A 19,525-nucleotide genomic window follows, 5' to 3' on the forward strand; every position below is an offset into this window, starting at 1 on the left:
AATACTACAAAGTCTTAAACCCGTTTCGACGTTGCTGCGTCGGTTGTGGTGCTCGTTGCTGCATTGGCTGTATCATCTGCGGTCGCTGTTGTGGAATCATCACTGGAGGAGCTGCGGGAGCCGAATCCAGAGTTACCACCGGTTTGCCCAGGACCGAATCCGATGTCGAGCTAGGTGCTCTGACTGGGATTGTACGATCACTTGGGTTTCTAAGCGCAAAGAACAAATTTCCTGGCGCTGTAGATAAAATATAAAATAAATCCTGTGCTTCCTTCGGTGTCGCTTCGACTGTGATCGTCGTATATTTCGTATCACCAGTCAGTGCGATCTGATTCAAATTCTTACCCGAAGAATCCAGTTCGAACATACGAGGAATGTTGTTTACAACACTTAAACCTGTTGCCAGAACTGGGACGTCACTCATCAAAGTAAACACTTCACGACGTTGCGCCACACCTTTACCTGAATCCACAGCGGCATAGATATCTACGCGATCGCCAGGACGGATAAGTTTAGCAACACCACGAATCTCATCCACGGGGATAGAAACGGCGCGCTTACTTGGTGCGACTTGCAACGAGATACCTGTATCCGGACCTGGTGTAAGAAGATTGTTCTTCACAACCATTTGGCCTTTACGAATTGGTACCGCCGCTACGTTGCCGATGATTTCGTCTGGAATTGTGACAGCATCCGGTTGAATGAAATCGGCCGGCATATCCTTTGTCTCTACCATTGTATCATAAATTGTCTGCATTTCAGCGATATCTTCTTTTGCAACAACCACACGCTTAGTGGAACCGAAGCGCTTATCGTATTCAGCTTTCTTTTCCTGGGAATAGCTATAAAGCAAGAAGGTAGCGAATATACCCGCTGCAATCGATAGCCATAGATTTCTAGTGTCGTTAGATCCCATATATTCTCCTACGCTCCACAAGCTGCATTCAGACAAATCCCATATTGAGACTTGAGCCAAATGGGGTTCACGCCAACTTTGTCGTTTCGTTCGTTATTTACAGTAGGTACCTTTTGATTATGTTCACTATCTGATCCAGCGGCTTCCACTTCTTTCTGCGATGACAACATATTGATGTTGATCGGGCGAGTGGTTGCGTACCAGATGTCGGAGCCCTTCGGTGATTTTTCCGAAGTAACACCGTGGATGCGAATACCTAACTTGTTATAGCTAAGCTGCGCATTTTCCTTGTCCGTGTTGTTACGGAAATAAACCAGATTCGAGCGGTGTCTGAAAGTTTCAAACGCATAGTTACGAGAAGCGATGGAATTCAAAATGCCCGAGTGAATGGCACCAAAGAATCCCAGCGAAAAAGTGATGAAGGTGACAATAACGAAAATCACCGGGATGACTTCGATCATCGCGGATCCTTTTTCATTACTCAGGAGGCTGCGTTTGGATTTCAACATCCATTATCCTCCATCGGTACATACTTGTTCTTATAGCGGTCAGCCAAAATCGCAAAGCGGGAGTCGAGGCCAATGATCGCGTCGTAACGTTTTTTAATTTGTAAATCCCAGCATTCCTGCTGAGTGGGTTCGCGAATTAAAAAGGCAGTGAGATTTGCCTTAGGTGCTTCGCCATCTTCCGTGGTGGATCCCAGGAAGGGAATGCGCAAAGCCATTACGCGCGCACTGAAAAGCAGGCGAGCGCCGGTCTGTGGAATACGGCCATCCGAATACGGATAGTCTTTAGAAAAGTCCTGGCCACTGGCGCCACCACCACGAAGTTCAAGATCGGAAAGTTTAAACCATCCCGCTCCTGTCTTGGAGAAAAGTGGGCTCAAAGTTTTATTGGCCATTAAACTATCAAATTTATTTTTGCCCATTTCACTTTGCTTGTCCGGATCGATGTGACCAGCAACATAGGCACGAGAAGTCGAGAAAGTGATGTACTGAGCGATCTCAGCCATCGACAAAGTAAACGTCAATGCAAACATAACACTGCAAAGACCCGCACAAAGGACCAATGAAAAAATAAAATCCACAGTGATAATACCGTGGGAATTATTAATAATCATGTGAGGGCTCTTTTGTGCTCTCATTATTCCTCAGTTCGGAGGTCGGTTGGTGATGCTGCGGTCTCTTTGGTTAGGGTGTTGTTGACGAGCTTCCTTAGCTGGAGCCCAAACACCACTTTCCATCATACCTGCAACTCGTTCCCAGGGACCCGAAACCAGTTTCGATAAAAATTTTGAATCACGAAGAGCGTTCATGCTGGCTACAAAAATTCCAACCATCACGATCATCAGTAAAACTGCTTCGATCACGAATTGGCCTTTCTGATTTCCCAGCGATGAGTTCTTCATTTCACTGCGCTCCATTCAAGACGGGCCCCATTTTCTTTGAAGCCTTGTCCTGTATCCAATTGCCTTTCCACACGGGCGGCCAAACGTGGACCTGATCCACGGAAAGCCTCAGAGGGGGCTGAAAGAAATGCTTTCAACCCGATCCCCAGAATTGCAATCATTAGCAGGACATATTCAATCGTCATGCGATCTCCGTCTTTGCTAAAGTGAAATTACTCAGCAGTTACGCCGCCGATATTTCCTTGAAGCTCAGCAATTTTTTCTTTTACTGTAGTTTGGATATCTTTTTTGAAGATCATCACAAGTCCGACAACAACTACGAGTAGCAAAATGTACTCAGTTGCACCTTGACCGCGTTTATTCTTCAAAAGATTCTTAGAAAAGTTCTTAAACTTTTTCATTGATGTTCCCCCTTGTACTTCCGTTATCGGCTCATTTGGGGATTGTCTTGAGAGTTTTCACTACACTTTGTGGGAAATTGGTCCTGTCTCAGAATGAGAAAAAGGGAGGTGCTGGACCTCCCTTTTAGAAAAACTGGGTGTCTAGATTATTTACACTCAGCTTTGTCGGAAAATGACTTGCCTAAATCTTTGCCATCGAATTTCGCGGATACTTTCTTTTCAGTCAAAGTCCCCTTGCGCACGATTTTGGAAGTTTTCTCGGCCCACTTTTCACAAGCTTCAGCCGAGTCTAGTTTTTTTGTCTCATCAGTCGGGTTTTTACCGTTGTAAGGCTTCATCGCTTCAACTTCTTTACCGGGACAAGCTTTGCGATCAACGGAAATATTGCAATCACCGGCAAAAGCGGCCTGAGCCATCATCAAAGTTGCAACGGTCATCATCACTGTGGTTTTAATCATTACAGTCTCCTGTTTATGCTGCAGAGGATTCTTGGTCCTCATTATTGTTAAAATCATTTTCATTATTTGATTTCTGTTTTTCGCCCACAAGCACATGAAGTTGCGACATCATAGTACCAAGTTCTCCGGCCTGATTTTGCATATCTTCAGAGGCACTGGTGACATTACCCATTGAAGCGGCAACTCCTTGAAGGCTTTCATCAATCGAGGTCAGGGCTTGTTTCACTTGTTCAATGCCATGTGATTGCTCTTGAGAGCCTTGTGCAACTTCTTGAATTAATTGGAACACGCGATTCGTATTTTCAACAATCGCTTTTAAGGATTTTTCACTGTCAGCTGCCAAACCCACGCCAGTCTCGCTTTTCGTGTTGGCCTCATTAATTAGTCCTGAAATTTCTTTTGCAGCTTCAGCACTTTTTTGCGCAAGCGCACGAACTGCATCTGCAACAACTGCGAATCCTTTTCCTTGTTCGCCAGCGCGCGCGGCCTCAACCGCAGCGTTCAACGCCAGAAGATTTGTCTGAAATGCGATGTCATCAATCATCACCAAGATCTCTGTGATCTTTTTCGAGTTTGTCGAAATTTCTGACATGACACTGATCAAAGATTGGATCTTTTGTTGGCCATACAACACGGCTTCCTGACCATCTTTGGAGATTTTGGCAGCTTCTGTAGAGCTGTCGGAATTCTTGCGAACCGTTTGGGTCAAGTCTTCCATGGTGGCCACGATTTCTTCGAGCGCTGCTGCTGTGCTGGTCGTGTTACTTGAAATAGATTCGCTTGATTTCACTAGACCCTGAGTACGACTTTCCACGATGTGGGAGCTGGAATCCAATCCATCAGCGACATTTCGTAAAGAATTTTGCACGCTACGGATATTCAAAACACTGGTCAGCAAACCCAGCAAAACAAAGAAACTTGTAACGCCAATAATTGCGTAAAATGTGATTTTGAAAAGCTTTGCAGCAGATTCAGCCTTATCAACACCCATCATATAGCTGGCGTCTGTGAGGGCTTTCAGTGATTTGTAAGCGGCTTCATAGTGTTTTGCAGAACTGTCTTGAAGAATCTTTTCTGCTAAAGAGTTGTCTTCTTTATCCAAGGCGGCTTTGAATTTGTCGCTTTCGGTTTGATAGTTATCCCAGGAAGCGATGAATTCCTCATAAGATTTACGAAGAGAATCTGTCGTCAAAAGTGGCTCTAACACTTTTGAATAGATCGTGATGTTACCCATTAAAGAATCCATCTCTTCGATGACCAATTTTCTTTCATCTGTGCTTTGAGTTGCGAGTAGATTGAACTCAAGCTTGCGGTATGTGACCACATTGATATTGATGTCTGCGGTTTTACCCACGATCGGGAGCCAAGTTTCAGCAACTTCGGAGGTCACCGTGTTCTGGGATTTTAATTCAAAGAGTGAAAAGGCATTTGTCAGCACACAAATGAGGGTGAGTAGTGCGGTAATGAATAAAAAGCGGCCTTTCAAAGAGAGCTTAGACATTTCGTCCTCCGAAGCTCTTTGTCGGCTCTTTAACAGGTAACCATAGGTCCAGTTCTCATATATCCAAAAAATTTGAATGGGGACACAGTTGACCAAGGTCCTAAAGACCCCTAAATTGGATTTCAGGAGTTCCCATGCAAAAACAGATGGTTCTATTGTACGTATTTTGTGTCGTTATATTCTTTGTAGTTAACGTCGTCGTATCTTAAGACCCGACTAGTTTTTCATATTATAGATATCAGGATAATTTCTTCCGATTTCCTCTGAATCCATTCCGTATCCAATTACGTAACGATCATCGATTGTTTTGCCAATGTAGTCAGCTCTGATAGGTAGTTCACGACGGGCTGGTTTATCAAGCAATGTCACGATTTTTAAAGATGCGGGAGCAGACGCGAACAGACGGCTTCTTAGGAAGCTCAAAGTGCGGCCTGTATCGATGATTTCTTCAACGATCAATACGTGTTTGCCAGCGATGTTCACGGAAATATCTTTAACGATTTTAATCGCGCCACCGCGCTCAACTGCTTGCACGTAAACGAAATCAACCTGCTGAGGAAGATCTACTTTTCTCATCAAGTCCGCTGTTAAGTGCATGGAACCGCGCAAAGGGCAGATAAAGATAATTTCTTTCCCTTCGTAATCGCTTTCAATTTGTGAAGCCAGTTCAGAAACTAGCTCTGCGATTTCTTCTTTAGTGATGAAGGGAACCATTTGTTCTTTAAGTTGTGCCATGTTCTGCGCCTCTGATTTTACAAATCAATTGATGTAATGCCTGCTGCTTGCGCCATCTTCAGATAACGAAGAGCTTCGGGGTGTTGTGGGTCCCGAATAAGGATATTCTCCCACTGTTCAGTGGCTTCAGCAATGTTGTTTGAGTTGTAGTAGATTGCCCCAAGCTTTAGGCGAGCTGGAATTAGGTGCGGGTACTCGCGGATAAGGCCTTTCAAATCTTTGATGGCTCTTTCCGTTTGATTTAACTGTACGTTAACTTCAGCGATACGCAAAGTGATCTCTGCCTTGCGGCTGGACAGCTTCTGCGCCTTTAAAAGTTGTTCCAAAGCTTCGTTGTAGCGCTTGTATTGATAGTACAAGTCAGCCAATTCCTCGTGTTTAGAAGCAAGTTTTTCATCAACGAATGGATCTTGTTTGCCGGACTTTTTATCCAACTGGGCCTGTGCATCCAGGAAAACCTGTTTGCCTTCGTCGTATTTACCCAGATCATTCAGAATGATCGACAACCCCACGCTGGCGTCAGTGTAAGTAGGATCAATTTCCAAAGCGCGCTTAAAAGTTTTAATCGCTTTGCTGAATTGGCCTTTGTCATAAGCAATCGTCGCCAGCATCTGATAAACCTCGGGATTGCGAGTGTTTTGCAGAAGCATTTGATTCAAAATGGGTTCAGCCATTTTGTAGTTCCCGTTGATAAAATATCCACGGGCTTCAGAGATCATATCGTCTTGAAGAGAAGAGATCACTTCATCTCCTTTTCAGCCTGTTTTAATTCAGAGCTGCCAGGGAAATCGCTGGAAAGGATCGCCATATATTTATTTGCTTTTGGATCGTCACCGATCTTTTTCGCAGAAATTACAATGCGTGAAAGTGCGCGAGCATCAAAACCCAAGTTTTTATAGTTCGAGTAAAGACCTTCATAGCGTTTCAAAGCGCTGTCATAGATCTCGCGGATGAAATAGAAGTTACCGATATAATCTTCTTTTTCGGCCAGCATTTTGATTGTTGCAGAACGCTTTTCTTTGGCTTCCGCCACGTACTCAGAGTTCGGATATTTCTTAATCAAATCGCTAAGATTGATAATAGTATCATTCGCCAAAGTTAAATCGCGGTCGATAGAAGATGGCAGCTGATTATAGTAGCTCATCCCCAAACGGAATTGAACATAGTCAGAGTTTGGAACTGTCGGATGAAGTTCTTTGAACATTTGATACGCCACTTGAGCTTCAGCGAAAGATTCCTGCTTATAGTAAACATCTGCGATTGCAAGTTCTGCTTTCGTCGCAAAGTTGCTGTAAGGGAATTTGTTTTTAACTTCGGTATAACGACGGATCGCTTCCTCGTAACGTTCTCCCTTATCGAATTCCTCAGCAATAGCGAAGGCACCGTCTGGAGTGTCAGAGTTTTTTTCCATTGTGGAGCATGCAGAAAGTAAAAATCCTGATGCGCAAATAAGTGTCATGACTCGGAGCGTTTTTAGCATGCCGTTATCATATTTTGGTCCAGAACCCACTGTCAATGAAGCGACTCATGGCGCACTGCTATCAGAGTCAATTGGTACGAAGAACAGCAGATTTTTTCACCCAACCCGTGATTGAGCCAGGATATGTGACTTGGACCCAGTCATTGTTTTCATTTTGAACAATAACTTCCATGCCACCATACAAATCCAAAAGGGCCACTTGGTTGTCGCCCGGAGCAGATTGCAGGGACACTTTGTCATCCACAACTGTCGCGCGAACGATGGATTGGTCATACATTTTTAAGCTCAAAAGTGTGAGTGAAACCAGGAAGCACAATGCCAGGAAAGTTCCAATCATCGGGAAGCCCGGCAGAGCTTTTTCTTCTGCCAAAGCGCGACGCCGCTGCCCCATAAATCCAATCAAAATCCATCCCGCTGCGAAGAGGAAAAGAGCCGTCATGATCAGATAAGCAATCACAGAAACTGGCGCTAAAAGTTTTGCGCGAACGCTCTCATAAGTTTCGATTTGATGAGGGATTTCTTTGATTTCCATTTGCGTTAACGCAAACTTTAGTCCAGCTCGGGCTGGTGTTAACTCGGGGTCGCTATTGAGCGCTTTTCGAAATAAACCGATCGCCAGTGGTTTTTTACCCAATTGAAACTGGGCTAAAGCCAAGTTTGTGAGTGTAGTTGCGTTATGAGGATCCTGCTCAAGGGCTTTGGCGAATGCGTCACGGGACTGCTCGTACTCTTTTGCTGTGTAATGCTGAGTTCCTTGCTTAAAGAGCGCAGCAAAATCGGCGTCTTGAGTCCAAGCTAAAGTGGGCAAAACAAGAGTAAAAAAGAACACAATGAGTCGCGTTGTCATAGTCTCGAAGTTTAGCTGGGTGTCTTGTCTTAGTCCAGAGCGAAGAGTAAACTGGACGGGCATTTCAAATAACATGGAGATGAAGGATTTTATATCTCCGCGAAAGGTATTATGAGCTCTCTTGTAGGCCATCAGATTCAGCAATCCGAAAAAGTAAATTCTTTGATCAAAGATCTTGTCGGTGAAGTTACAAAATTAAATTCATCTCTTGAAGGCATTCGTGCCCCGCAAGACGCAAACAAAGAAGCTGGAAAGCAAAAAATTGAACAAACTGGATTGTTGCGTGGTCGTCCATTGCATTACCAATACATGGGTTCAGGCGCAGGACGTGGTCCTTACGTTGAGCTTGAAGACGGCAGCGTAAAACTTGATTTGATCAACGGCATCGGGATTCACTTGATGGGTCACGCACATCCTCGCGTGATGACAGCTGCGGTGCGTGGTTCTCTTGCTGACATTTTGAATCAAGGGAATTTGCAGCCGAACAATGAATATCGCTTGTTTACAGAGAAGCTGGTTCAAATCGCTTCTAAAAATTCACGTTTGAAGTATGCATGGATCGCGACTTGCGGAACTATGGCGAATGAAAACGCGGTTAAAATTTCTCGTCAAAAAAATTCTCCGGCTCGGTTTATTATGTCATTCAAAGATGCCTTCGCAGGTCGTTCAACGATGATGGCAGAAGTAACGGACAATCCAGCTTATAAACAAGGTTTGCCGGAATACCACGAAGTATTGCGCGTTCCGTTCTATGATAAACGCGATCCTAAGTCTGGCGAAAAAGCATTAGCTGCGATGAAAGAACACGTGGCAAAACACGAAGGCAATATCTGTGCATTCGGCTTTGAGCCAATGCTGGGTGAGGGCGGTTACCAAGCGGCTCCGCGTGAGTTCTTCGTTCCACTTTTGGAATACTGTAAATCTAAAAATATCGCAGTATGGGCTGACGAAGTTCAAACGTTCACTCGCACGGGTGAATACTTTGCGTTTGAAACATTGGGCTTGGGTCAATACATCGACATTTGCACAATCGCAAAGACAGCACAAATTGGCGCGACTCTTTACACTGAAGAGTACAACCCAAAACCAGGTTTGATCGCTGGTACTTTCTCTGGCGCTTCTCCTTGTCTGGCTGCTGGTGTTGAAATGTTGAACATGCTTTCTGAAGGCTTCTTGGGTCCTCAAGGTCGCATCCAACAAATTCACAAGCGCTTTATCGATGGCATCAACAAAATGAACGACACAACTTGCAAAGGCATTGCGACTGATGCAGGTGGTATGGGCTTGATGGTAGCTTTCACTCCGCATGACGGTAAGAAAGACAACGTAAATGCTTTCTTAAATAAGCTATATGCGAACGGCGTTATTGCATTCCCGTGCGGTAAAGATCCAGTACGTGCGCGTTTCTTGATCCCGGCAATTATTCAAGATCAAGACATTGATATCGCATTGAAGGTGATCGAAAAAACGCTTCTTGAAGGGGTGTAATTGGATTTCGTTGAGTCTTGCCGTCAGTTCATAGCTATCGACAGCACCCCCGCTCATGGTAACAAAGAGTTGGCGCGTTGGGCGGCTGCATTTTGTCGTCAGCGCGGACTGATCGTTGAAGAACAAGTGGAAGTTGTCGGGGACTTGGAGCAGATCAATATCATCGCTCGCCCGGCATCTTTATTAGAGCGTCCGGGTGCAGAGTTCCTGCTGCAAACGCATTTGGATACGGCAGACCCAGGGCCCTTTGCATTGTGGACTGAAACGGGGAGCAATCCCTACGATGCTCACATTATTGATGGTAAGATTTACGGTTTAGGTACAGCCGACGTAAAACTTGATTTCCTGTGCAAGCTTGAAGCCATGGCTTCCTTCGCAGGATCTCGTAACTGGCGCTTGCCACCGGTTTTGGTGGGTACGTTTGGTGAAGAGACAGGAATGCAGGGTGCGCTCAAATTGATTCGTAAAAACAAGGTCGCCGCAAAGATGGCTTTGATTGGTGAGCCCAGTGACCTGCAATTAGTTAACGCTGCCAAAGGTTTTGCGACTGTGGAGATCAGAGTTCCTTTTTCGGAAGAGGAAATTCGCTATCGCGACGAACACAATCTTCGCGAAAGTACGTCAACACAGTCGAAACTTTTCAGAGGTAAGGCTGCGCACTCTTCCATGCCTCATTTGGGCGAAAGTGCGATCACGAAAATGCTGGAGTATTTAACGATGCTTCCAGATACGGTGAACATCATGGAAATTGATGGCGGCATCAATTTTAATACAGTTCCGAGTAATGCATTTTTAGAGATCGATATGATCTCGACTGTAAAAACTCCGATTGCAACCAAGCTTGCGAATATTTATCGCGGTTTAAAGGAATTGGAAAAAGAGTTTTTAAAATATGAAGACAAAGAGTTCTTCCCAAGTACGCCGACTTTGAACATCGGTTTGGTGCGCACGAATGAAAATGACGTGCAGATCTCGGGAAGCTGCAGACTGCCACCTATCATTACTCATGAGATTTATGAGAAATGGATGGAGCAGCTGCGCAGTCTTTGTGAACAAAACGGCGCGGTCTTCAGCGTGAATGATTATAAAAAACCATTCCGCACAGAAGTAAATTCTATTCTGGTTAAAGGTTGTCTGGATGAATTGCGTGCGTTGGGTTTAAAGGCCGAGCCGACGACACAACCGTCGACAAATGAAGCGAGTATTTTTTCGCGCATTGGTGTCGAGTGTGCTTGTTTCGGTCCGGGCAAGCGAGAAGGTAACGTTCACACTCCTCAGGAACATGTGGCCATTGAGGATTTGTATAAGGCCACTGAATTTTATAAGAAAGTCATCGAAAGGTTTTGCTTATGAGTTTTCTGATAAGACCTGTTCGGCACGACGATTTGAACCAGTTGGTTGATTTAGCAAAACAATTTAATTTGCTGAATCTGCCGGGTGATAAAAAAGTTTTAAGTGAAAAGATTGATCGAAGTGAGCAGTCTTTCGCAGATAAACTGGTTAAAACTAAAGCCGAATATCTATTTGTAGTTGAAGACATTGAAGAGAAACAAATTGTGGGAAGCTCATTGATCCTTGCCAAGCATGGCAACGATGAAGTGCCGCACAGTTATTTCAAAATTATAAAACGCGATCACTTTTCCCAGGATTTGGGAATCGGGTTCATCCATCAAGTATTGCGCTTCCAGCTGGATTTTGACGGTCCAACTGAAATCGGAGGACTTCTTGTCGATAGATCCTATCGCCGTCGTCCGGAAAAATTAGGTAAGCAAATCAGTCTTTCCCGTTTCTTGTATATGGCGATTCATCCTGACAAGTTCGAAGAGCGCGTTTTGTGTGAACTGACGCCGCCCCTGACGGATGAAGGTCGAAGTGAATTCTGGGAGGCCTTGGGTCGTCGATTCACTGGTTTGCCTTATCAGGAAGCGGATGCTTTAAGTCAGTCGCATAAAGAGTTTATCGAAAGTCTGTTCCCCCAAGACGATATTTATATGGCCCTTTTGGATTCCAAGGCGCGCTTGGTTTTAGGTCGTGTAGGTGAGGCGACGAAACCGGCGCAACATCTTTTGGAAAGTATCGGATTTAATTACCTGGATGAGGTCGATCCATTTGATGGCGGACCTCACTATGGTGCACAAACAGCGGATATTTTACCCATTAGACAGGGTAAACGCTTGATAGTTGCGAATGGAAAAGATTGTACCTTTAAAGAACAGTATTTAGTTGCCACCACCGGGGACGAATTCAGAGCCACGATGTGTTCTGTGGATATTCGGGACGGTGAAGTGAATCTTCCCGCAAAAGCGCTGCAAATTTTAGGCGTGGAAGTTGGCGAAGAAGTTTTTGCAGCCCCCTTTCACTACAACAGAGGAAGTTAACACATGAGCACCACCATTTTTCCGATCAATTACAAAGGTGATTTTATCAACGGTCGTTTCATTCCGGTTACTAAAGGCGATGGTGAAGTTAAAAACTTAAGCCCTGCTGATTTGAATGACCTGATCATGACGGTGCCATTTAAGCATGACCACATGGACGAAGCTTGTGTCGCAGCAAAAAAAGCCTATCCCAAATGGGCGACACTTTCGATGGACGAAAGAAAAACTTATCTGCTGCGCCTGAAAGAGATGTTTGATTCTCATGCAGAACAGTTTGCGCAGATTATTTCACGCGATACTGGTAAACCCGCGTGGGAAGCGATGACTGAAGCGAAAGCTTTGGGTGCAAAGATCGATATCACATTGAATCACTCAACAAAGCTGGTTGCTGATGAAAGAATTCCAAATGCTTTGCCACAAGTGGAGGGGGTTATCCGTCATCGCTCGCGTGGGGTGATGGCTGTTGTCGGTCCTTTCAACTTTCCAGCGCATTTGCCAAATGGTCATATCATTCCGGCATTGATTGTGGGAAACACGGTTGTTTTTAAACCTTCCGAACAAACGCCGGCTGTGGGTCAATTCATGGCAGAGATGTTTGAAAAGGCTCAGTTCCCTCCTGGCGTATTCAATATGGTTCAGGGTGATGGAGCTGGTGGTGGTCGCTTGGTGGCAAATGAACACGTGGATGGCGTCCTGTTCACCGGTTCTTACGAAGTCGGTTTGAAAATCAAACAAGAGACTTTGAATCACTATTGGAAAATTCTTGCTCTTGAAATGGGCGGTAAGAATGCGACAGTGGTTTGGGAAGATGCGGACATGGATAAAGCGGTTTATGAATCGCTGGTGGGTGCGTATATGACTGCGGGTCAACGTTGCTCTTGCACAAGCCGAATCATCGTTCATCCAAAAATTGCGGATGAGTTTACGGAAAGATTCTATCAAGCCGCTAAAAAACTTTCGATTGGCCACTGGACTGAAAATACATTCATGGGCCCATTGATTACGTCGGCGTCTGTGGAAAAATACATCCGCTTCCAGGAAATCGCGAATCGTGAAAACTGTGAAAGCTTGATGCGTGGTAAATCTTTGGATCTAAAGAACAAAGGTTACTATGTGACGCCTTCGATTCACTTGGTGAAAAAGTTTGATCCGAACTCTGTATATCAAAAATCAGAGATCTTTGGACCTAACGTGGCGATTTACACGACTGGCGACTGGAATCATGCGATGGAAATCGTTAATTCCACGGGCTATGGCTTGGTCATGGCGTTGTTCTCTAAAAACAAAGAGCTTTACGAAGATGCTTTGTTTAAAGCGCGTGTGGGCTTGCTAAATTGGAATCGTACAACGAATGGTGCAAGTTCTCGTCTGCCATTTGGTGGTATGGGTAAATCTGGTAACGACAGAGCTTCAGCTCACTATGCGATTCAGTATTGCACAGTGCCTGTGGCAAGCCTTGAGGATCCAACTCCATTTGATCCAACTAAGATTCTTCCAGGTATGAATTTGGATATGAAGTAATGAAAAAAACAGTAGTTGTTCTTGTTAGTGCATTTGTTGCTTTAGTGGTCGCAGTTGGCGTGTGTGTAGGTTTTTTAGGCTACCAATACGCCAGTACGGCTCCAAGTAGCGTGGCCCAAGATGTGGTTTATGAAGTTGTGCCGGGTAAGGCATTTAACACTATCGCCAAAGATCTTGAGAACAAGGGCTTGGTCCGTAATGCTTTCTTTTTTTCTATGTACGCGCGTTTTAAAAACGAACGTTCGAAAGTGAAAGTGGGCGAGTATTTATTAAGAACCAATATGACTCCGAATGAAGTTCTGGATGTGATTACATCTGGAAAAAGCATTGCACGTGCCTTTACGGTCAGTGAAGGTCTAAGTATCTACGAAATTTCAGACCTTTATGAAAAAGAAGGCTTCGGAACAGCTGCTGAATTTATGCGCCTGGTGCGCGATCCCGCTTTTATTCAGTCTGTTTTGGGTGAAAAGCAGGAAAGCTTAGAGGGTTACCTATTTCCAGAAACTTACATGCTAACGAAGTTCACAGATACCAAGGGACTTCTGCAGGCGATGGTGAAAAGATTCTTGTACGTGTACAACGAAATCCAGCCGCAATCTCATTTGCAGGGTTGGAGTCGTCATCAGATCGTGACGTTGGCAAGTATTGTGGAAAAAGAGACGGGTGCTCCGGAAGAACGTCCTCGTATTTCCTCGGTCTTTCATAATCGTATCCAAAAAAACATGAAGTTACAGACGGATCCGACGATCATTTACGGCAAAGCTGAAACTTTAGGTAAAATCGTGATCAATATCACTCGTGCTGATCTGTCGACGCCGACTCGCTATAATACTTATGTGATTTCCGGTCTGCCTCCAGGTCCTATCGCAAATCCGGGTCGTGAAGCCCTGCTAGCTGCGATGAATCCTGCGAAGACGGAATATCTATTCTTTGTAAGTCAAAATGATGGTACGCATGTGTTTTCAGAAAACTATCAGGCCCACGAGGCGGCAGTTAAACGCTTCCAGGTGAATGCAAAAGCTCGCGAAGGTAAGTCTTGGAGAGACCTTAAGAATCGTCCTGCTGGCGAAAAAGAAGTCGGGGCAGGGACGGGAGCAAAGAAAGTAACGAAGTAATCTACTTCGTTACGTTTTCTTCGGGTGAGCTCACTTTATCAAAACCATGAGTCGTCGAGTTGTATTTAAAGATATTTAGTCTTGGCACCATTTGATCATCAAATGTCGGTGCCACGATTTCTGAAGTCCCGTCACCATCAACATCGGTCAAAGCCAGATTCGTAGAATTTCCTTTTAAAGAAAAATATCCGTCTCGTGACTCTGCTAATGGAATTTTTGCCATAAGGGTCATGCCATCGGCTGCTTCCAGGTTATAGACTTCAAGCTCTAGGAAGTTCTTGCTTTGAATTTTCAGAACCGTGACTTTGGGGCCCTGCTGAGTTAACGAACCGCTTACTTTTGCAATGACCACGCGACTTTCAGGGGAGAAAAGATCCTTCACTGACGTACGCAGATTTGGAATTACCGCAATTGTGGTCACAACCATTGCGACAATGGCCAAACTGACCATCAGGATGATTTCTTTTTTAGTGAAAGTAGAATCTGTTTTGGAAGTCATAGAAAAAAGTTTGCCATAAAGTCATTGAAGTAAAAACAAGAAAAGACTTAAGATCTTGGAGATTCTTACTGCGGAGGGTTTGATGGCTAAGCTTATCGTTTCAAAATTCGGTGGAACCTCCATGGGAGATGCAGAGTGCATGCTCCGAAGCGCCGAAGTCGCTTTTCGACAAAATTCCAGCATGGTCGTGGTTTCTGCCACTTCAGGAACCACCAATGACCTAATCAGCCTGGGAGCTCAGGCAGAAAAAGGCCACTGGCCCGAGTGCGAAGCTCTTTTAGTGAAAATGAAAGCCCGTCACAGAAAAATCGCATCTGACCTGAATTCCAACAGTGAATCCTCTAAAAAGCTGGAAATCTTGTTCGAAGAAATGCAATCCCTAGCCAAGGGTGTACATTTGCTAAGAGATTGCTCTGTTAAAGCCATGGATGCATTGATGAGCCTAGGGGAGCGTATGTCTTCGGTGCTATTCACTGATGCCATGGCAACGGTGTTAAAGAATCAGGGCTCGGCAAAATCAGCTCAGCTTTTGGATGCACGGGATGTTTTGAAAACGGATGATTCATTTGGAAAGGCGAAGCCACTAACCACAGTGGTGGCGAGCCATTGCCAGCGTCATTTGTCGAAAATTCGCGATATGAAGACGGTCGTGGTTACTCAAGGCTATATTGGCAGCACTGAGGAAGGGATGACAACGACGTTAGGTCGTGGAGGTAGTGATTACTCCGCTGCGATTTTGGCGGAAGGAATTGCGGCTGACGTTCTGGAAATTTGGACAGATGTGGCGGGAATAGCGACAACGGATCCTCGCTTGTGTGCAAAGGCGAAACCTATAGCTGAAATTTCTTTTAAGGAAGCTTCTGAGCTTGCAACATTCGGAGCAAAAGTTTTGCATCCAGCGACATTGCTTCCAGCAATTCGTAAGAACATTCCTGTCTTCGTGGGATCAAGCTTTGATGTTGAAGCCAAGGGCACCTGGGTTCGCAAAGAAGTCGAACACCATCCTTTGATTCGTGCGATGGCGCTTCGTAAAAAACAGATTTTGGTAACATTATCTACCCCTGAGATGCTTCACGCCCATGGTTTCTTGTTCCAGATTTTTAAAATCTTCAATGATCATAAAGTCAGTATTGATGCGATCACGACTTCTGAAATTTCAGTGAGTGTGACGTTGGATGACTCGACGTTGTTGAATAAGAAATTAATAGCTGATCTTTCTGAAATTGCAGACGTCCAGGTCGAAGAAAATTTAAGTCTGGTGTCGTTGATTGGAAATAATATCAATCACACTTCGGGCCTGGGTAAAGACATCTTTGATACGATTTCTGATATCAACGTACGTATGATTTGCCTTGGAGCAAGTAAGCACAACTTCTGCTTTTTGGTGAACGAAGAACAGGGAACAGAAACGATCCAACGCCTACATAAAAAGTTTGTGGAGCTTGCATGATCAAAGAAGATTTCTACCAGCTTTTATCCTCTAGAAAATCCATTCGAAAATTCAAACCCGATGCAGTTCCTAAGGAAGTTTTAGATCGTCTTCTAGCGGCGGCCATGGAGGCCCCATCGGGAAAAAATCGTCAGAACTGGCGTTTTTTTGTCGTTACTGGAAAAAAGCGTGATGAATACATACAGTATTCTCAAAAATCCTGGCTAGGAATCAAAGATGTTCTTCAGCAACGTTTGAAACCGTCTTTATATGCGTTCACCGAACGTTTCTTTTTTACCTTAGGGGACGCTCCAGTTTTGGTTTTCGCTTATTCTCATAATGATTCAGAAGAACGTTATCACACAAGTATCGGTTCCGTTTATATGGCTGTGGAAAATTTGAATCTTGCCTGCCTAGTGGAAGGACTAGGCTGTTGCACGATGGGAGCACCACTAGAAATAAAAGAAGAAGTGGATAAGTTTCTGGGTGTGGATAAACTTCCGGAATACCAACGAGGCGAGCTGGAACTTCTTTGTGGAGTCGTAATTGGATACCCTGATCACAATCCTCCCAAGGCTCCTCGACAAACCGAAGGCCGAGTTTTCTGGTTGAGTTAAGGCAGTATTGTCAGGATACCTAAACTAAAATGGGTACATAAAGTAGAATTGTTTACAGAAAACCGCTCCTTCCTCCGATGAATTTACAATTGTTAAATCGGGGGAATGTTGTGAAGAGTTTCAGTCTGTATGCAAAAGTTTGGTCAGTCGTGGGTGTGTTGATTGCCGGAAGCGCTGTCATCGCCTTTATCGGGATCACTAAGCTTGAGTCATTTGATCGTGAGGTCGATGACATTGTCAGTGAGACTGCCGTCAAAGTTGAAATTGCAAACGAGCTTCGTGCTTCTTTGTACAAACAACTTTATTTACAACAGACCTATATTCTAGCGAATACCCCAGCGGAAATGTCCGAAATCTCCTCTGAAATCAAAAAGACTGAAGAAGAGTTGGTTCAAGAAATTTCAGCTTACAGAGAATATCATCTAACTGAAGATGCGCAGACTTTGAAATTATTTGAAGAGACCTATAAAACCTGGTTGCAGCTTTCCCAAGAAGTTCGCGAACACGCGGCAGCCAGTAACGATGCGAAAGCCGTAGAGCTGTTTCAAGGCAAGGGTCATAAAATCAGAGATGAAATTTTGGACTATTCGGATAAGCTGGCGCAGTTTAACCGCGTAAAAATGAGTAAAGCCGCAGATACGGTTCGTGCAGATTACAACATATCGCACTCTCTGATCGTGATGGTGAGCTCTTTAGTCGGAGCTTTAAGTATTCTTATTTCCGTTCTGGTTTTAACTCGTTTGAAAAAATCTATCAGTCTGTTGATTTCAAATCTTTCAGATAATTCGCGTAACGTCGCCCTGGCATCTCATCAGATTGCATCGTCTTCAGAAGAGTTAGCCCAGGCGGCTAGCGAGCAAGCCAATTCATTAGAGGAGGCCGTTGGCACTCTTGAAAAAGTGAATGAAATGCTCGGCTCGACTTTAAAAAATACACATGAGGCAGCGGCGTTAGCTGAGGGCACTTGTCGGGCGGCTTTGTCAGGAGAAAATGAAATCCGCGAGCTGAGCATGTCTATTCGTGAAATTTCAGAAGACTCGGTTAAGATCACAGAAATTACTCATGTGATAGACGACATCGCTTTTCAAATTAATGTTCTTGCCCTGAACGCAGCGGTCGAAGCTGCACGCGCTGGTGAGCAGGGCAAAGGTTTCGCTGTGGTTGCCGAAGCTGTTCGAGAGCTTGCGCAAAAAAGTGCCTCGGCTGCCAGTGATATTTCGGCTTTGATCAAAGGAAGCAACGATAAGATCTCTGAGAAATCCCAGCAAGTTGATCAAAGTGTTTTGGCTCTGAAAAACATTGTCGAGTCTGCGAAAAAAGTGGCGACTCTCAATTCTGAGATCGCAGGAACTTTCGACAGCCAGTCAGAGGGTCTAAGCCAAGTGAATAAAGCGATGCTGCAAATCGATCAAGCGACACAGATGAACGCCGCAACATCTGAAGAGGCGGCGGCGGCGGCCGAAGAATTAGCCAATCAGTCGGACTCGATGAATGATACGATTCTTTCATTAGAGGTGACTATAAATGGGTTCGTAAAACGGGCGGAAGAGTCGCATTCCTTGGGGGCGACTCCCCAAATGTTATTCAGATCGAATAGGTTGGCTTTGAAGGCATAAACCTATGAAATAACGACATTTTTTAAAAACAAAAAGTACCTTTTTGGGCGCATTTTTGATATACCGCATCCCTTATGAATCCACTTCACGCCCTTAAGACGAATCCGTTTGTCCTTGCGCCTATGGCCGGGATCACAGATCACGCATTTCGTACATTCATGAAAAAGCTCGACGCCAGTGTTGTCGTTACTGAGCTTGTGAGTGCGTCGGGCATTGAATATAAATCTGAAAAGACATTGAAGCTGATGAGCTTTGACGAAACTCAAAGACCCATCGGCGTGCAACTTTTTGGTGAAGACCCGGAAATCCTGGCGCGTGGTGCTCAGTTCGCTGAGGCCGACGGTTGTGATTTCATCGATTTGAATTTCGGTTGTCCTGTTCCCAAAGTCGTAAAAAAGGGCGCAGGTTCGGCGATGATGAAAGACCCTGTGCAAATGCAAAAGGTTTTGTCTGCAGTTAAAGCCGCAGTGAAAATTCCCGTGACGATTAAAATCCGTACCGGTTGGGATTCCACGACTCGCAATGCTTCGGAAATTTGCAATATCGCATACAACGAAGGCATGGAGTGGGTCGCAATTCACGGCCGCACTCGTAATCAAGGTTACTCTGGGTTTGCGGATTGGGATTTTATCACTGAAGTTAAGGCCAACGCGAAACTGCCTATTCTTGGAAACGGAGACATCCTCACACCAAGACAGGCCGTTTTGAGACTAGAGCAGTCGGGCTGTGATGGTGTAATGATCGGTCGTGGTTGTCTGAAAAATCCGTTTATCTTTATGGACGCCTTGTCCTTATGGCGGGGCGAGTCTGTAAAAGACGTAAAAAGAGACTATGTTAGCTTGTTTAACAGCCTGAAAAATGAGGTTGTTGCGCATTGTGATGAACACATCACTGGTATTCAGTTGAGAAAGTTTGCAGCTTGGTTCTCGACAGGGTATCCTGGAGCGGCACAATTCAGGAAGAATCTTTTCCAATCCAAAAGCAATGAAGAGATCATGACCCTTGCTAACGAATTTTTCGCTAGTATCGGCTCTGTTGAGCAAGAAGATCAGTCTAAGGATGAGTTCCTTATGGGTGGCCATGGTTAGTGTGCTAACCAAATCCTGAAATGTTTTA

At 44.7% G+C, this 19,525-nt stretch carries 22 protein-coding genes; 9 read left to right on the plus strand and 13 right to left on the minus strand.

The genetic code is table 11. The features are described from left to right. Positions 1-4: 4 nt before the first annotated feature. The 12 genes from cpaB to DOM22_RS00690 form a co-directional block, all read right to left on the minus strand. Positions 5-916 (minus strand): Flp pilus assembly protein CpaB, encoded by a 912-nt coding sequence (gene cpaB / locus DOM22_RS00635; RefSeq protein ID WP_142698540.1) that lies wholly within the window; start codon positions 914-916, stop codon positions 5-7. A gap of 8 nt (positions 917-924) precedes the next feature. After that, positions 925-1,425 (minus strand): hypothetical protein, encoded by a 501-nt coding sequence (locus tag DOM22_RS00640; protein WP_142698541.1) that lies wholly within the window; start codon positions 1,423-1,425, stop codon positions 925-927. Further along, entirely contained in the window at positions 1,419-2,036 is a 618-nt protein-coding gene (locus DOM22_RS00645; RefSeq protein ID WP_246845780.1) for a hypothetical protein, read from the minus strand. The genes DOM22_RS00640 and DOM22_RS00645 overlap by 7 nt, the downstream gene beginning before the upstream one ends. A 30-nt stretch (positions 2,037-2,066) precedes the next feature. Further along, a complete protein-coding gene (locus DOM22_RS00650; protein ID WP_142698543.1) occupies positions 2,067-2,324 on the minus strand; it encodes a hypothetical protein in 258 nt (85 codons plus the stop codon). Then, positions 2,321-2,509 carry a hypothetical protein gene (locus DOM22_RS00655; RefSeq protein WP_142698544.1) on the minus strand — a complete coding sequence of 63 codons (189 nt, stop codon included), beginning with the start codon at positions 2,507-2,509 and terminating at the stop codon, positions 2,321-2,323. The genes DOM22_RS00650 and DOM22_RS00655 overlap by 4 nt, the downstream gene beginning before the upstream one ends. Positions 2,510-2,536: 27 nt before the next feature. Continuing rightward, positions 2,537-2,725 (minus strand): Flp1 family type IVb pilin, encoded by a 189-nt coding sequence (locus tag DOM22_RS00660; protein ID WP_142698545.1) that lies wholly within the window; start codon positions 2,723-2,725, stop codon positions 2,537-2,539. A 146-nt stretch (positions 2,726-2,871) separates the two neighbouring features. Further along, entirely contained in the window at positions 2,872-3,183 is a 312-nt protein-coding gene (locus DOM22_RS00665) for a hypothetical protein (protein ID WP_246845781.1), read from the minus strand. A gap of 13 nt (positions 3,184-3,196) precedes the next feature. Then, on the minus strand, positions 3,197-4,684 hold the full coding sequence (locus DOM22_RS00670; protein ID WP_142698546.1) for a methyl-accepting chemotaxis protein: 1,488 nt from the start codon (positions 4,682-4,684) through the stop codon (positions 3,197-3,199). 216 nt (positions 4,685-4,900) lie between these two features. Further along, positions 4,901-5,419, minus strand: coding sequence for a hypoxanthine phosphoribosyltransferase (gene hpt, locus DOM22_RS00675; protein ID WP_142698547.1), 519 nt, complete (start codon positions 5,417-5,419; stop codon positions 4,901-4,903). A gap of 17 nt (positions 5,420-5,436) precedes the next feature. Then, on the minus strand, positions 5,437-6,162 hold the full coding sequence (locus tag DOM22_RS00680) for a lipopolysaccharide assembly protein LapB (protein WP_246845782.1): 726 nt from the start codon (positions 6,160-6,162) through the stop codon (positions 5,437-5,439). Next, complete coding sequence (locus tag DOM22_RS00685) at positions 6,159-6,878, minus strand: outer membrane protein assembly factor BamD (protein WP_246845783.1); 720 nt, start codon at positions 6,876-6,878, stop codon at positions 6,159-6,161. The genes DOM22_RS00680 and DOM22_RS00685 overlap by 4 nt, the downstream gene beginning before the upstream one ends. 88 nt (positions 6,879-6,966) lie before the next feature. Then, complete coding sequence (locus DOM22_RS00690) at positions 6,967-7,746, minus strand: SH3-like domain-containing protein (protein ID WP_142698549.1); 780 nt, start codon at positions 7,744-7,746, stop codon at positions 6,967-6,969. A gap of 111 nt (positions 7,747-7,857) precedes the next feature. Here DOM22_RS00690 and DOM22_RS00695 point away from each other — a divergent pair, with 111 nt between their 5' ends. Genes DOM22_RS00695 through mltG form a run of 5 tightly spaced genes read left to right on the plus strand, consistent with a single transcriptional unit; the run spans position 7,858 to position 14,248 of the window. Next, positions 7,858-9,234: an aminotransferase class III-fold pyridoxal phosphate-dependent enzyme gene (locus tag DOM22_RS00695; RefSeq protein WP_142698550.1), complete on the plus strand. Its 1,377-nt coding sequence runs from the start codon at positions 7,858-7,860 to the stop codon at positions 9,232-9,234. Beyond that, positions 9,235-10,587: a M20 family metallopeptidase gene (locus DOM22_RS00700; RefSeq protein WP_142698551.1), complete on the plus strand. Its 1,353-nt coding sequence runs from the start codon at positions 9,235-9,237 to the stop codon at positions 10,585-10,587. Next, entirely contained in the window at positions 10,584-11,612 is a 1,029-nt protein-coding gene (locus DOM22_RS00705; RefSeq protein WP_142698552.1) for an arginine N-succinyltransferase, read from the plus strand. Before DOM22_RS00700 ends, DOM22_RS00705 begins: the two co-directional genes overlap by 4 nt. 3 nt (positions 11,613-11,615) lie before the next feature. Next, positions 11,616-13,133: a succinylglutamate-semialdehyde dehydrogenase gene (locus DOM22_RS00710; protein WP_142698553.1), complete on the plus strand. Its 1,518-nt coding sequence runs from the start codon at positions 11,616-11,618 to the stop codon at positions 13,131-13,133. Further along, positions 13,133-14,248 (plus strand): endolytic transglycosylase MltG, encoded by a 1,116-nt coding sequence (gene mltG, locus DOM22_RS00715; protein ID WP_142698554.1) that lies wholly within the window; start codon positions 13,133-13,135, stop codon positions 14,246-14,248. The genes DOM22_RS00710 and mltG overlap by 1 nt, the downstream gene beginning before the upstream one ends. 1 nt (position 14,249) lies before the next feature. Here the strand turns inward: mltG and DOM22_RS00720 are convergent, their stop codons facing one another. Further along, positions 14,250-14,747: a hypothetical protein gene (locus DOM22_RS00720; RefSeq protein WP_142698555.1), complete on the minus strand. Its 498-nt coding sequence runs from the start codon at positions 14,745-14,747 to the stop codon at positions 14,250-14,252. 82 nt (positions 14,748-14,829) lie between these two features. Here DOM22_RS00720 and lysC point away from each other — a divergent pair, with 82 nt between their 5' ends. The 4 genes from lysC (at position 14,830) to dusB (ending at position 19,497) form a co-directional block, all read left to right on the plus strand. Then, entirely contained in the window at positions 14,830-16,197 is a 1,368-nt protein-coding gene (gene lysC / locus DOM22_RS00725; RefSeq protein WP_142698556.1) for a lysine-sensitive aspartokinase 3, read from the plus strand. After that, on the plus strand, positions 16,194-16,793 hold the full coding sequence (locus DOM22_RS00730) for a nitroreductase family protein (protein ID WP_142698557.1): 600 nt from the start codon (positions 16,194-16,196) through the stop codon (positions 16,791-16,793). The genes lysC and DOM22_RS00730 overlap by 4 nt, the downstream gene beginning before the upstream one ends. Positions 16,794-16,903: 110 nt before the next feature. Then, on the plus strand, positions 16,904-18,409 hold the full coding sequence (locus tag DOM22_RS00735) for a methyl-accepting chemotaxis protein (protein ID WP_168196515.1): 1,506 nt from the start codon (positions 16,904-16,906) through the stop codon (positions 18,407-18,409). Positions 18,410-18,483: 74 nt separating this feature from the next. Next, positions 18,484-19,497 carry a tRNA dihydrouridine synthase DusB gene (gene dusB, locus DOM22_RS00740; protein WP_142698559.1) on the plus strand — a complete coding sequence of 338 codons (1,014 nt, stop codon included), beginning with the start codon at positions 18,484-18,486 and terminating at the stop codon, positions 19,495-19,497. The last annotated feature ends 28 nt before the right edge of the window (positions 19,498-19,525 follow it).

The sequence above is a fragment of the Bdellovibrio sp. ZAP7 genome, from assembly GCF_006874645.1.
GTDB lineage: Bacteria > Bdellovibrionota > Bdellovibrionia > Bdellovibrionales > Bdellovibrionaceae > Bdellovibrio.